The following is a 13,547-nucleotide window of genomic DNA, read 5'->3' as shown; positions in this document are numbered from 1 at the left end:
CCGGTTCCATGACCACCATGCCGGCAGCAGGCTGGTTTTTTTCTGGAATCCCTTGGTTTTTGCTGGATCGGCTGGCCAGCCCCTTCCATGAGGAACACCGGTTGCGAAACTGGCTGCACACACACCGGCAGATCGCTCGGTGATGCGCACCACCGGAGTCTCTTCATCATGAGCCAAGCAGTTCCCCGCAAGACCGTCCTCGCCCTGGCGCTGGCCGCCCTCAGCCCCTGGGTCCAGGCCAAGGTCGCCGAAGTCGAGCCCAACAACAGCTGCGCCATCGCGCAGGACATCGGCGCCGCACCTGGCACCTCCGTCACCGGTGAGATCGTCACCGGTGACGTGGACTTCTACCGCGTCACCGCCACGCCCGGCAAGCTGCTGCAGGCCAACCTGTCGGCCAATCTCGGCGGCGGCGGCAGCTTGCTGGACAGCATCATTGGCGTGTTCGACAGCAGCTGCCAGCAGATCGCGATGAACGACTACGCCGGCCCGGACATGGACTCGCGCGGGCTGTTCAAGGTGCCGGCCGATGGCGTGGTGATCTTCGCCGCCGCCGGTTTTCCGGACTTCTTCTTCGAAGGCAGCCCTTACGAACTGGGCAGCTACACCCTCAAGGTCATCAAGCCGGCCGCACCCTACCTGACCGGCACCGTCACCGAAGCCGGCACCGGCCAGCCGCTGCCGCCCAACCTCGGCCCCGTCTCGCTGCTGCACTGCGACGGCCCCGGCTACGACACCTGCCGCGACGAAGTGGTCACCCTGCCCGTCTCGTCCGACGGCAGCTTTGCGCTGTCGCTGGGCGGCATGGACCCTGGCTACTACCAGCTGCGCACCGTGCCCAACGGTTACGGCAGCACCTACTCCGCACCCTTCGCCTACGAAGGCCCGGAGACCGTCGCCAAGATCGCGCTGAAGGTCAAGCCGCTGCCGGTCACGCTGTCCTCGCCCACCGCCTGCAAGCGCAGCACGCAAGGCGGCGACTGCAGCTTCAGCGTCACGGTCACCAACACCACCGCGTCAGCCATCGACGCCGACGTCTGGACCGTGGTGGACGCCAGCCCCAGCGGCGCGCCTTACGGCACCTCCAACTTCATGACCGGTGCCGCGGCCTACACGCCGGCGCATGTGCAGATTGCCGCCGGCGCTTCGGCCGTTGTCAGCCAGGTGCTGCCGATTGCCAGCGCGCTCACCGGCGTGACCGGCCAGGCCACGGTCTACGTCGGCAAGACAGGCAAGCCGCTGGCCACCATGGGCCAGACCGGCTTCGGCTTCACCGTCACCGCCCGCGGCACCAGCAGCCTGAGCCTCACGCAGACCAAGCTGATCCGTGAAGGCAATCTGCGGCGCGAAAAGGCGGCCCGCCAAGCCACACCGGGCGCCCGCAAGTCCGTTGCCGGCGCCACCACGGTCAGCTTCACCGGCACCCTGCTGAACGCCGACACCGGCGCCCCGGTGACCCAGCCCTTCCCGCCCTACGTCAACCTGTACGCCTGCGCCCAGCCCGGCTATGCGCTGTGCACCGGCTACATCGATGGCGCGCAGGCCGGCCAGGACGGCAGCTTCAGCATCGACACCCGCAAGCTCGCCGCCGGCCGCTACCAGTTCTGGGCCACCGGCTCCACCGGCTTCGACATCGGCTACTCGGCCACCTTCGACTACGACGGCACGACCGCACCGGTCACCCACTTCACCATCCCGCCCAAGCACATCGTCGTGGCCAATGTGAAGGGCTGCGCCGACGGCGACGCCCTGCCCGCCGGCAGCAAGTGCAACTACAGCTACGACCTGACCAACACCGGCACCACCGCCAAGACCCTGGCCTTCTGGACCTCGGCCCTGGTGCAGCCCACCGGCTCGCCCGCCAATACCACCGCCTTCAGCGTGCCAGGCGACGGCGGCCAGGCGCAAACGCTGATCACGCTGCAGCCTGGCGAGACCCGCAGCATCGCCAAGCCACTGCCGCAAATCACCAAGCTCCAGTCCGGCGCCCAGTACTTCCCTTCGCTGTGGCTGTCCACCCCGACAAGCCCTTCGAAATCCAGGGTTTCGACCTGGTGCCCACGGTAACGGTCGTGGCGCCCTAAGCGCGGCGCCTGATGCAGGGCTGGCAGACCTTCGACCCACCAGCCCCGCTCACACCACGTCCGGCAGCACCAGGTGGAACACGCTGCCCTGGCCTTCGCGGCTGCGCACGCCCACGCTGCCGCCTTGTGACTCGATGATGCGGCGGGCGAGCGCCAGGCCGATGCCGACGCCGGCGTAGCGCTTGGCGGTGCCTTCGCTGAGCTGGCGAAAGGGCATGAAGATGCGGGACAGGTCGGACCCGGCGATGCCGATGCCGTGGTCCTCCACCTCGATGCGCAAGCCCCGGTCACCGTCGCGCTGCGCGCGCAGCTGCAGCACGCCCTGGTCAGGCGAAAACTTGATGGCGTTGGCCAGGTAGGTGGCCAGCACCTGCTTCAGGCGCAGCGGGTCCAGCATGACGCTTTGCACCGCCGGCGCAACGCTCACCTGCAGCACCTGTTGCCTGGCTTGCAGCTGCTCCTCGAAGACGGCTTGCAACTCGGCCACCAGGCCGGTCAGTTCGGTGCGCTCGGGCAGCAGCGGGAGCTTGCCAGCTTCGGCTCGCGAGTACTGCAGGATGGTGTCGATCAGGCTCAGCAGTTGTTGCCCGCTGCGGCCAATGAGGTCCAGGAATTCCTCGTGCTTGGGCGAGCCGGGTGCTACGGTGCCGGAGCGCAGCAGCCTGGACAGGCCCAGCACGGCATTGAGTGGCGTGCGCAGCTCGTGCGAGAGATTGTTCAGGAACGCCTGCTGGACCCGGCTGCTTTCCTGCAGGTTGCGGTTCTCGGCCTGCAGCTGCACGGCGGCCAGCCGCAGGGCCTGGGCCTCCTGCAGCGGCGTGATGTCGTGCACCACGGAGCGGCTCATCAAGAAGCGCCCCTGATCGTCGTAGATCGCGGTCGCACTGATCTGCACCCTGCGCCGCGCGCCGCTTGCCGACACCAGGTCGAATTCGAGGTCCTGGACCCGGCCAGTGGCCTGCAACAGCGGGAAGTTCAGGGCGAAGGCGTCGCAGCCTTCGTCGGTGAAGAAGTCTGTGATGCGGCGCTGGCCGATCAATTCGCTGGCAGGAAGTCCCAGCCATGCGGCGCTGGTGGCATTGACGTGCACGAACACGCCGTTGGCGTCGAGCGAGTGGTAGCCGCAAGGGGCCTGGTCGTAGAGGTCGCGGATGCGCTGGGCCGACTCGGCCAGCTCCGCTTGCATCTGCTTGCGCTCGGTGATGTCGCGTGCGGCGCAATAGATCAGCTCGCGGCCGTCGATCTCGGCGGCCCGGCTCTGGACCTCGACCTCGATCAGGCTGCCGTCACGACGACGGTGCCGGGTTTCGAAGCGCTGTGTCTCGCCAACCTGGATGCCGCGCAGGCGCTCGGCCAGCTCTGTGTCCGTCATCACCGCTTCCCAGCTGCGCACGTTGCGGCCCGGCATGGCCCTGGGGGCCTGGTCCAGCATCGTGGCAAACGAGTCGCTGCAGCGCACAAGGGCGCCGCTGCGGTCCAGCACGTGAATGCCGTCGCAGGCCACCCGCAGCAAGGTCTCGCTGCGGCGGGCTTCGGCCAGCAGCGCACGACTGGCCGCCGTCTGCCGCCGCGCGCTGCGCAGCGCGATCACCGATCCCCCGGCCATCGCCAGCGTCAACGCGAGCAACAGCCCCAGCAACTGGGCGCGTTGCTCGTGCCAGGGCGAAAAGAAGTCCTCGGTGCCCAGGCCCACCAGGACCATCAGCGGATACGGTTTGACCTGTCGGTAGGCAGTCAGGCGCTGGACCTTGTCCATCGGGGTGACGGACATGAAGCTGCCGCTGGTTGGGTTCGCCCGCACCGCCACGGCCAGCTCGGCCGACACCACGGCGTTGCCCACCGGCACCGGCTGCGCCGTAGCCAACGGACTGTGGCGTGCGATCAGCTGCAGCGACGTACTGCGCAGTGTCACGGCATCCTGCGGCCCCAGGTCCATCGCGCCAAGGATCTGCTGGAAATGATCGACCGCAAGCGTGGCATAGACGACCCCGTCGAAGCTGCCATCCGGCCGCTCCAGCCGCCGCACCACCGCGATCACCCACTTGCGGCTGATGCGCGCCTGCAGCGGCTCTGACACCTGCAGGCTGTCACTGGCCTCGTCACGCGCACGCTGGAACACCAGGCGGTTGCTCATGTTCACCGGCGCGCCCACCACACCCGGGCCATGGCGCACCAGACCGGATGCGTCGGCAATGCGCAGGCTGTCCAGCACCGGCAGCACGCGCATCTGATCGGCCAACACGGCCTCGACGACCGGGTCGGTCGACTCGCTGGTCTGGCCACTGCGGCGCAGCGAGGCCCTCACGTTCAGCAGCGCCAGGTCCACCTGGGCCAGCTCCGACGCAATCGTCTGCTGCAGCGTGGTGGCAAGGTTCTCGCTGGTGGCCTGGGCGCGCTGTGCGTGCGTGCGGTAGCTGCCTTGCAGGGCCAGCGTGGCGAGGCCGGCAAGGAACGCCAACATCACCAGGTTGGCGAGCACGAGCCACCGCGCCAGGCGTCGGTCCAGCCCGAGCGAATCCACCGTGGCTGGAGTGGGCGCAACATCCATGTCCATTCCACTGCTGCTCGCGGCGTGTACGTCGCACACCGCATCTGGCGTAGCTCCCTGGCCACGCAGCCGCCGCAACAACAGCAACCGCGAAGGGCGTCGGCAGCGGACGGTTCACGCGCACTGCCTGTTTGAGTGTAGGAGCCACTTCAGCAAGCACACCCGCGTTCACCGACGTATTTTCCCGGATGGGCCTCTGTGAGAGAGCGCAACCCAGCCGGCAGGCGAGCATGTCCCGCAAACGTGTGGCGGCCAGCGAACTGGCCGCAGCTCGACAGCGCCGGGCGCTGAAAACCGATGCGCGCCAGCGAAGTCTGGCCCACCTCGCCGGTGCCGACGCTGCTGACCAGCGGCACCTGCTTCATGAGCCCGATCACCTGCACAAGATCGGTGTCGCGTCTCAGAAGGGACGTGGCCGCGGGGACAGCGGCCGAGGCCGTCGGCACGGTGGTGGCCACCGGGCGTTCCTTCGCCCCGGCCAGGCCGCGGCAATCAGCTCGTCCTTGCGCACCACGCTTCCCCGCCCCTCGATCAAGGCAAGCAGCAGCATGAAGGCGGGCCGGCCGATCTTGACCGGCTTGCCCTGCACAAGCAGCTGGTGCTCGTCGACCCTCAGCTCCCAGCCCTGGTAGCAATGGATCACATCGGTTGTCGCTTGCAGCTTCATGCGCCAGACAGCCGTTGATGCAGCTCGGGACACCGGGCCAGGCGCGCTGCGGGAACCTGGTTTGGCCAGCCCCTGCGAGGCCGCCAGCTCGTTTCAGCCGGCGAAGACGCACGGCCAAACCCGCTCCGGGCGCTAAGCCCGCAGCGGTGAATGGCGCAATTCTAGTGACGGATGCCCCATCGCGGCGACTCGGGGCATGCGAGTTGAATCCGTGGCGCCACATCCGCTCACCGAGCGTCAGCGCCAGGTTACGAAGTCAAGAAAGGCCGGCCGCGCGCAGCAACCGTCAATGGCGAGGATCGGCTTGATGATGGGCCGGTCTCGACGCAAAAGCCGGTCCGTCCCGGCTCCCCGATGTCCTCCTGGCTTCAGCGTGCCATGCCGGCCTCGCGTGCCCATTTGAAGGACAGGCCGGTGTGCCGTGTCACCGCATGCGGCGGGCGATGCCATTCGACCCGGATGCCGCGCCTGGCAGCGTCGGCGCTGAATTCGTCCAGCAGGTCCCGCACGTCAGGGTCCACGAAATCGGCCCGGCTGGCATCCACCAGCAGCACGCTGCCATCGGGAATCTGGGCCAGGCTTTGCTTGAGCGCCACCTTGGCCAGGAAGGTCACGTCCTTGCGAAAGGTCAGCAGCACACGGTCGTCATGCCGTGCGACGGTGAACGGCCGCAGCAGGCTGACGCGCACGCTCATCGCCACGCTGAAGGCCACCCCGATGCCGATGCCGATCAACAGGTCGGTGGCCAGCACGCCGGCAATGGTGGCGACAAAAGGCAGAAGGCGGTCCGGCCCCTGGCGCGCAGCGGTGACCAGCAGCGAAGGCTTCGCCAGCTTCAGGCCGGTGAAGATCAGGATGGTCGCCAGGCAGGCCAGCGGGATCAGGTTGATCAGCTCGGTGAGCAGGAACACGCTGGCCAGCAGCAGCACGCCGTGCACCACGGCCGACTGCCGGCTGCGCGCGCCGGCGTGCACATTGGCCGAGCTGCGCACGATCACCGCAGTGATCGGCAGCGCGCCGAGCAGGCCGGCGGACAGGTTGCCCACGCCTTGGGCCTTGAGCTCGCGGTCCGGCGCGGCGCGGCGGCGCTCCGGGTCCAGCCGTTCGACCGCCTCCAGGCTCAGCAGGGTTTCCAGGCTGGCCACGATGGCCAGCGTGAGCGCGAGACCCCACACCGACGCCTGGCCCAGCGCCCCCAGGTCTGGCCAGGCCAGCACCTGCTGCACGGCGCCCCAGGAATCCAGCGCCGGGAGGTTGACCCGGTGCTGCACCGGCGGCGCCAGTTGCGGCCAGAACAGGTCCAGGCCCAGCGTGACGACGATGCCCAGCGCCACCACCGCCAGCGGCGCGGGCACGGCCCGCACCAATGCGAAGCGGCGCAGCGCCGGGCGGTCCCACAGCGCCAACAGCACGGCGGAGCCCAGTGCGATGCCACAAGCGGAAAGCGACACATGGCCCAGCGATGTCTGCAGCAGACCGGCTGCCGGTACCTCGGAGAGACCCGCTGCTTGAGGCACCTGTTTGATGATCAGCAACAAGCCGATGGCCGCCAGCATGCCGCTCACCACGGACGAAGGCACGTAAGCCGCGAAACGCCCCGCCTTCAACAGGCCGAAGCCGAATTGCAGCACGCCGGCCAGCATCACCGCCGTGAGAAAGGCACCGTAGCCGCCTACGCTGGCGATGCCTTCGACGACGATCACCACCAGGCCCGCGGCCGGCCCGCTCACGCTGAGCGGAGAGCCGCTCAGCAAAGCCACCACGAGGCCACCAATGATGCCCGACAGCAGGCCGGCAAGCGGGTCCACGCCGGAGGCGTTGGCAATGCCCAGACACAAGGGCAGAGCCACCAGGAACACCACGATGCCAGCCGGCACGTCATGCCGGAGGTCCTGGAAAGTCGGGCGGGAGGAAGGCATGGGAGAACCTCACGGTCACATGAAAATGAAGAGGCAATGCAATGCCCTCACGCCACCGCGGTGGCGCGCAAGGCAAGCGCGGCAGCAAAGAAAGGAAAGGCGGGGGAAAAGCGGCTGGCAGGCGCTTCAGGCGGCTTGCAGTGCCGCAGGCCCATTGGCGCCATCGGCAGCGTCTTCGTCGTCCAGCACGCGCAGACGGCCGCTGTGCAGATCGAACATCCAGCCATGCACCCGAGGGCGAGGCTCGGCATGGCGCACCAGCGCGGTGGCGCGCACCTGGCGCACCTGCTCCAACACGCTCAGCTCGGCCAGGCGGTCGGCCCGGGCCGCTTCAGGCAGCGTGCCCAGTTCGGCAAGATGACGGTGCGCCAGCATACAGAGCGGGGCGATGCGCCGCGTGAGATGCGGCATGCCGTCCGGCACCCCCGCGAGCGCGGCACGCACGCCACCGCAGCCCGAATGGCCGCAAATGATCACATGCGCCACCCGCAGCACGCCGACGGCATATTCCAGCACGCTCATCGTGTTGGCATCGTCCGTCGGCACCAGGTTGGCAATGTTGCGGTGCACGAAAAGCTCACCCGGGCCGGCATTGGTGATGGCCTCGGCCGGCACGCGACTGTCCGAGCAGCCGATCCACAACACGCCGGGGCTCTGGCCCTGGGCCAGCGTGCTGAAAAAACCGGCATCGACCTGGGCCAACTCGTTTGCCCACGCGACGTTTTCTACCAGAAGACGCTTGGTCCGACTCATGGCGTTTCCCTGAAGTTTTTGTTGCACCGCAGCATATCGAGCAGTGCTCGTGAAAACGGTAACAACCCGAAAACCCTGGGGAATACCCGCAAAAGGCAGCTTTTTTCGATCCCTCGGCTGAGGCAGCGCCGGCCTCCCGGCCGCGACGTGGCCGCGGCCGTATCAGGCCCAGCCGGGGCAGCTATTTTCAAGACTCGAAGAAAACAAAGGCCTCCATCGGTGGGCGCGGCCTGGGAAGCCGGGGCCGCAGCGCGGTGCCAAGCGTGATGCAGCAGATCGCCTGCTCACCCTCGGCCAGTTCGAAGGCGCGGCGCATCGCATCGCTGCGCATGCCGCGGCCGCTGGAAAGGCCACTGGCGAAGCCGTGGGCCTCGGCGGCGAGCAGCAGGTTCTGGATGGCGGCGCCCAGGGAAACGAGTTGCTCCTCGGGCGGCACCTGCTCGTGGCCGGACTGAAGGCGGGCGATGGCCAGCACCAGCACCGGGCCGCGGGCAGCCTTGGCGCGGGCGTCGGCGAGCTGGTCTTCGGTAGCCGCCGGGTCGCGCTCGTGCAGCGCTTCGGCAAAGGCATGTGACAAGCGTTTGCGGCCTTCGGGCCCGAGCACGATGAAGCGCCAGGGCAGGAGGCGGCCGTGGTCCGGCGCGGTGGCTGCAGCGCTGAACAGCGCGCGCAGCACGACCTCTCCCGGGCCGGGTTCGACCAGGTGTTTCGGGCCGGTGTGCTGGCGGGACTGCATCAGGGCCGCCAGCATGGTGGCGGGTTCGGGCGAGGCGTCTGAGGTCATGGTGGGTCCACCGGTTCTTCGGGTTCGACGGGGCCATGGCGGCGCTGGCGGAAGAGCCACGCCGCGCCGCCCAGCAACAGCAGCAGCGGCCCCAGCCACAGCAGCCAGGTGGCGGGTTCCAACGGCGGCTGGTAGCTGATGAATTCGCCGTAGCGCTGGACCAGGAAGTCGATGATGCCGCGGTCGCTGTCGCCGGCTGCCACGCGCAGCGCGATCTCGCGCTTGAGGTCCAGCGCCAGCGGCGCCTGCGAGTCGACCAGCGAGCCGTTCTGGCAGACCAGGCAGCGCAGCTGGCGGTACAGCACCTGCAGGCGCTCTGGGTCCGGCTCGGGGGCGGACGCGGGCTGGGCCAGCGCGGCGGCGGGCAGCGTCAACAGCCAGGCGAAGCGCTGTTTCATGGTCATGGCGCCTCCAGCTTGGGCAGCAGGTCGCGGTCGATGACTTCCTGGGTCAGCGCGCCCACGTGGCGGAAGGCGATGTGGCCCTCGGCGTCCACCAGGTAGGTCTCTGGCGCGCCGTAGGCGCCGAGCTCGATGGCCAGCCGGCCGTCGGCGTCCACCAGCGTCAGTGCAAACGGGTTGCCGAGTTCGGCCAGGAAGGCGGTGGCGTCCTGCGGCGTGTCGCGGTAGTTCAGGCCCACCAGCCGGCCGCCCTGCCCTTTGGCACGCAGCCGCGCGGCCAGCACCATCAGCAGTGGCTGCTCCTGGCGGCAAGGGCCGCACCACGAGGCCCACAGGTTGACCAGCCGCGGCTGGCCGTCGGCCACCACGGTCTGCAACAGGCCGGGTGCCCTGCCCAGCACCGGGCGCGGCAAGGCCGGGAAGGCGGCCCCCAGCCGGGCAGCAGGCAGCGTGCGCGGCCGGCCTTGCCACAGCGCCGCAGCCAGCAGCGCCAGCAAGCCCGCCAGCAGCAGGCCGGACAACCACAGTCCCGGGCGCCGGCGCTTCATGCCATCGCTCCTGCGCCCACCAACACGCCGGCCTTGCGGCCGCGCCGGGCGGCAGCCGACAGCGCCGCGCCCGCGGCCATCAGCAGCGCGCCGGCCCAGATCCAGCGCACGCCGGGCTTGTGCTGCACCCGCAGGCTCCATGCGGCCGACAGGCCCTGGCCCAGCGGTTCGCCCATCGCCACGTAGAGGTCGCGCCACAGGCCGGGCGCAATCGCGGCCTCGGTGGTGGGCCGGCCGCCGCCGATGTAGACCCGCTTCTCGGCCCGCAGCAGGCGCGGCGCATTGCTTTCGCAGCCCCAGCGGAACTGGCCGACGCGGGCCAGGTAGTTCGAGCCGATCTCGTCGTGCAGGCCCTCGAACCTCAGCGGGCAGCCGGCCAACGGCGCGGATTCACCGGGCGCCAGCCGCACATCGCGCTCCTGGCCGTAGCCGTTGGACAGTGCCACGCCAGCGGTGAACAGCGCCACCCCCAGGTGCGCCAGCACCATGCCACCTGGCGGCACGCCAAAGCCGCGCCAGCCGACGCTGCGCATGCGCTGCCAGGCCCAGGCCAGCGTGCTGCCGGCAACACCCAGCGCCAGCCACAACGCCAGCGCGCTGCCCCACTGCCAACGGTCGAACACCCCCCACAACAACGCGGGCACCGCGACCGCGCCCAGCGCCATCAGCAACGCAACCGGCCGCAATCGCGTGAGCAGTTCCCGCCATGGCGACGCGCCCCAGCGCAGCCACGCCGCCGGCACCAGCAGCGCCAGCGCCAGGCCCAGCAGCGGCCCCAGCACCCGCTCGAAATACGGCGCACCCACCGACAGCCGGCCCAGGCCCAGCACCTCCATCGCCAGCGGGTACAGCGTGCCCAATGCGACGCTGGCGCAGGCAACGATCAGCAGCAGGTTGTTCAGTGCCAGCACGCTTTCGCGCGACACCGCCGCCGGCAGCGGCGCGGCCTTGGCTGGCAACAGCCGTTCCGGGTGGCGCGCATACAGCACGAAGCAGACGAGCAGCGTCAGCGCCATCAGGCCCAGCAAGGCGCTGCCACGCAGCGGGTCGCTGGCAAAAGCGTGCACGGAGGTGAGCACGCCAGAGCGCACGAGGAAGGTGCCGAGCAAGGCCAGCGCCCAGGCCGCCATCGCCAGCAGCGCGCTGGCATGGGCAAAGCGCCCACGCTGATCGCGCCCGGCCTGCACGTGCAGCAGCGCCGCCAGCGCCAGCCAGGGCAGCAGAGAGGCGTTTTCCACCGGGTCCCAGAACCACCAGCCGCCCCAGCCCAGCTCGTAGTAAGACCACCACGAACCCAGCGCAATGCCCACCGACAGGCAGGCCAGCGCCGCCGCGGTGAACGGCCGCGAGCGCCGCACCCAGTCGGCCGGCGCGCCCCAGGCCAGCGTGGCCAGCGTCATCGCAAACGGCAGCGCCGTGCCGGCATAGCCCAGGTACAGCAGCGGCGGGTGCAGCGCCATCGCCGGGTCTTGCAGCAGCGGGTTCAGGCCCATGCCTTCGCGCAGCGCGGCGGCGCCCTGCCAGGCCTCGAACGGGTTCGCGCCGCCCAGCAGCAAGGCCAGCAGCCCCAGGCTCAAGGCGCCCAGCACACCCAGCACCCGGCTGGCCCAGACCGGCTCAGCCGCGCGCAGGCCCCAGGCCGCTACGGCGCTCCAGCCGGCCAGCAGCCCGGCCCACAGCAGCAGCGAACCTTCGTGACCGCCCCACACGGCTGCCAACCGGTAGACCAGCGGCATCGCGCGATGGCTGTGGTGCACGACGTAGGCGATGGTCAGGTCCTGCGCCGCCAGCGCCCAGGCCAGCACCACCAGCGCGGCCAGCAGGCTCACGGTTTGTGCCACCAGGCCGATGCGGACCAGGCGCCCTGCCCGGCTTGTGGCGGCGGGTTGCGCCAGCCACGGCCCGATGCCAGCGCCGGCCTGCAGCAGGCCGGCGGCCACGGCCAGCCACAGCAAGGTGTTGCCCAACAGGCCCAGGCCGCTGCTCATCGGGCTGCCTCTCGGCGCTCAGAAGGACATGCAGACATCGGCCCTGACCCTCAAGACTGACTCTTGCAAGAACCGGCGCTTGTAGTCCGCCACCAGGGCTCGGATGGCCGCGTCGCTGGCGGCATCGTCTTCGTGCAGCAGGCTCAGCACAAACGAGGCCTCACGCACCACCGCCCCGTCAGCACCACGCCATTGGCCGGCGGCTGGCCACACGCTCAGCCCTTGCGGGAAACGCGGCGTGACACTGCTGCGCAGGAATTCGGCCCAGTCCTCGGGCGAAACGGCACCTTCCGGCCTGGCGGTGCCGAAATACAGCGTGTCGCTGATGGCGCGCGTCTCGCCCGCCGCGCACCGCAGCGCCGGCGGCGTGTTGGCACAGCCGGCCATCAGCAGCGCACCCAGCTGCAGGCTCAGCAGTAAAACGCAACGGATCATGGCGCGGAAGCCGGGTTGGCCGGGGCCAGCCCCGGCGGGGTGTAGTTCTCGTCGTGCTTGGCCAGCACTTCCTGCGCCTGCAGGCTGCCGTCAGCCGCCAGCCGGCCCTGCACGATGGCGCCCTTGCCTTCGGTGAACAGGTCAGGCAGCACGCCGCGGTAGTGCACCACCAGCGTGTGGTCGGCATCGGCCAGAACGAAGCGCACCGCCAGGCTGTCTGCCTCGCGCTGCAGCGAGCCCGGCTGCACATAGCCGCCGATGCGCAGCGCGTTGTTGTCCGCCTGCGGCCTGGCGGACAGTTCGCTGGGCGTCAGGTAGAAGACCAGGTTTTGCTGGAAGGCATTCAGTGCCAGCGCCACAGCGGCGCCAGCCAGCATCAGCACCGCGGCCCAGATGGCAAAACGCCGTTGCCGCGGGCTCATCGTGCATCCCCCTCGGCGGCGGCCTGCGCCGCGCGCAAGCGCCTCGCGCGCGCGGCCAGCGCCAACCATTCGCAGGCCAAGGCTGCGGTGACCAGTGCCAAGCCGGACCAGACGAACACGCCGTGCCGGCCCATCTGCAAGAAGCTGGCCCAGTCGGACCAGGCAGGGTGCAGCCACTCAGGCATGCAGCACCTCCGCTTGCGGCAACTCGTCCTGCCAGCGCAGCGCCAGCTGGCGTTCGGCGATCACGAGTTGCACCCGGCGCAGCGCCGTGGCCGCGGCATAGGCCCAGGCCGCGGCGGTCATCAGCAGCAGGCCGGCGAGCATCACCGGCGCCATCTGCGCCTGGCCGGGCGTGAGCGTTGCGCCCTGGTGCAAGGTGTTCCACCAGCGCACCGAGAAGTAGATCACCGGCAGGTTCAGCGCGCCCAGCAGCGCCAGCACCGCGCAGCCACGGTCCGCCCGCTCGCCTTCGTCATGCGCCTGCAGCAAGGCCAGGTAGCCGAGGTAGAGGAAGAGCAGCAGCAGCGAGGTGGACAGCCGCGCGTCCCACACCCACCAGGTGCCCCACATCGGCTGGCCCCACAGCGAGCCGGTGGCCAGGCTCAAGGCGGCGAAGACAGCGCCGGTCGGCGCCAGCGCATGCGAGAGCCAGAACGCCGTGCGCACCCGCCAGACCAGGCCGACAAAGCTCCAGGCGGCCATCAGCGCGTAGATGAACATGCTCATCCACGCCGCTGGCACATGCAGGTAGATCAGCCGGTAACCCTGGCCCTGCACCGCATCCGCAGGCGCCACGCCAAAGCCCAGCCACAGCCCGGCCAGCAACAGCAGCCCGGCGACGACCAGCAGCGGCCGCACCAGCTGCGCGGCGAGCGCGGCGAGCCGCGGCGGCGCGGCAAAGTAGAACAGCCAGCGACCAGCGTTCACGGGGCGGACGGCCGGCAGGCAGCGGGCAGCTGAAGCGCGGCGGTGGGGAGAAAGGCAATGGCGAGCAT

General features: G+C 69.6%; 15 protein-coding genes. 2 read left to right on the top strand and 13 right to left on the bottom strand.

All coding sequences use genetic code 11. The annotated features are described in order from the left end of the window. The first annotated feature begins 8 nt into the window (after positions 1-8). Both AC3WR5_RS13020 and AC3WR5_RS13015 read left to right on the top strand, forming a co-directional pair. Complete coding sequence (locus AC3WR5_RS13020) at positions 9-143, top strand: hypothetical protein (protein WP_492484966.1); 135 nt, start codon at positions 9-11, stop codon at positions 141-143. Positions 144-168: 25 nt separating this feature from the next. Next, positions 169-2,067 (top strand): hypothetical protein, encoded by a 1,899-nt coding sequence (locus tag AC3WR5_RS13015; RefSeq protein ID WP_492484964.1) that lies wholly within the window; start codon positions 169-171, stop codon positions 2,065-2,067. 66 nt (positions 2,068-2,133) lie between these two features. Here the strand turns inward: AC3WR5_RS13015 and AC3WR5_RS13010 are convergent, their stop codons facing one another. The 13 genes from AC3WR5_RS13010 to ccmC form a co-directional block, all read right to left on the bottom strand. Then, positions 2,134-4,632: a PAS domain S-box protein gene (locus AC3WR5_RS13010; RefSeq protein WP_492484962.1), complete on the bottom strand. Its 2,499-nt coding sequence runs from the start codon at positions 4,630-4,632 to the stop codon at positions 2,134-2,136. A 149-nt stretch (positions 4,633-4,781) separates the two neighbouring features. After that, positions 4,782-4,997: a hypothetical protein gene (locus AC3WR5_RS13005; protein ID WP_492484960.1), complete on the bottom strand. Its 216-nt coding sequence runs from the start codon at positions 4,995-4,997 to the stop codon at positions 4,782-4,784. A 35-nt stretch (positions 4,998-5,032) separates the two neighbouring features. Then, positions 5,033-5,299 (bottom strand): winged helix-turn-helix domain-containing protein, encoded by a 267-nt coding sequence (locus tag AC3WR5_RS13000; protein ID WP_492484958.1) that lies wholly within the window; start codon positions 5,297-5,299, stop codon positions 5,033-5,035. A gap of 368 nt (positions 5,300-5,667) precedes the next feature. Next, positions 5,668-7,218: a SulP family inorganic anion transporter gene (locus tag AC3WR5_RS12995; RefSeq protein ID WP_492484956.1), complete on the bottom strand. Its 1,551-nt coding sequence runs from the start codon at positions 7,216-7,218 to the stop codon at positions 5,668-5,670. A 126-nt stretch (positions 7,219-7,344) separates the two neighbouring features. Then, a complete protein-coding gene (locus tag AC3WR5_RS12990) occupies positions 7,345-7,971 on the bottom strand; it encodes a carbonic anhydrase (RefSeq protein WP_492484954.1) in 627 nt (208 codons plus the stop codon). Positions 7,972-8,158: 187 nt separating this feature from the next. Beyond that, the gene (locus tag AC3WR5_RS12985; protein WP_231011012.1) at positions 8,159-8,755 is read right to left on the bottom strand and encodes a nitroreductase family protein; all 597 of its coding nucleotides are present in this window, start codon (positions 8,753-8,755) and stop codon (positions 8,159-8,161) included. Beyond that, positions 8,752-9,159 (bottom strand): cytochrome c-type biogenesis protein, encoded by a 408-nt coding sequence (locus tag AC3WR5_RS12980; RefSeq protein WP_231011011.1) that lies wholly within the window; start codon positions 9,157-9,159, stop codon positions 8,752-8,754. The genes AC3WR5_RS12985 and AC3WR5_RS12980 overlap by 4 nt, the downstream gene beginning before the upstream one ends. Next, a complete protein-coding gene (locus AC3WR5_RS12975; RefSeq protein ID WP_492484951.1) occupies positions 9,156-9,704 on the bottom strand; it encodes a DsbE family thiol:disulfide interchange protein in 549 nt (182 codons plus the stop codon). The genes AC3WR5_RS12980 and AC3WR5_RS12975 overlap by 4 nt, the downstream gene beginning before the upstream one ends. Next, complete coding sequence (locus AC3WR5_RS12970) at positions 9,701-11,692, bottom strand: heme lyase CcmF/NrfE family subunit (RefSeq protein WP_492484949.1); 1,992 nt, start codon at positions 11,690-11,692, stop codon at positions 9,701-9,703. The genes AC3WR5_RS12975 and AC3WR5_RS12970 overlap by 4 nt, the downstream gene beginning before the upstream one ends. An 18-nt stretch (positions 11,693-11,710) precedes the next feature. Further along, on the bottom strand, positions 11,711-12,127 hold the full coding sequence (locus AC3WR5_RS12965) for a DUF3574 domain-containing protein (protein ID WP_231011008.1): 417 nt from the start codon (positions 12,125-12,127) through the stop codon (positions 11,711-11,713). After that, positions 12,124-12,549 carry a cytochrome c maturation protein CcmE gene (gene ccmE, locus AC3WR5_RS12960; protein ID WP_141291817.1) on the bottom strand — a complete coding sequence of 142 codons (426 nt, stop codon included), beginning with the start codon at positions 12,547-12,549 and terminating at the stop codon, positions 12,124-12,126. Before ccmE ends, AC3WR5_RS12965 begins: the two co-directional genes overlap by 4 nt. Next, entirely contained in the window at positions 12,546-12,734 is a 189-nt protein-coding gene (ccmD, locus tag AC3WR5_RS12955) for a heme exporter protein CcmD (RefSeq protein WP_141291815.1), read from the bottom strand. Before ccmD ends, ccmE begins: the two co-directional genes overlap by 4 nt. Beyond that, positions 12,727-13,479 (bottom strand): heme ABC transporter permease CcmC, encoded by a 753-nt coding sequence (gene ccmC, locus AC3WR5_RS12950; RefSeq protein ID WP_231011007.1) that lies wholly within the window; start codon positions 13,477-13,479, stop codon positions 12,727-12,729. The genes ccmD and ccmC overlap by 8 nt, the downstream gene beginning before the upstream one ends. Positions 13,480-13,547: the final 68 nt, after the last annotated feature.

It is taken from the genome of Ideonella sp. FW305-24 (genome assembly GCF_058788035.1).
Note: the sequence above shows the minus strand (reverse complement) of the source record. Positions and strands in the feature narration are given on the sequence as shown.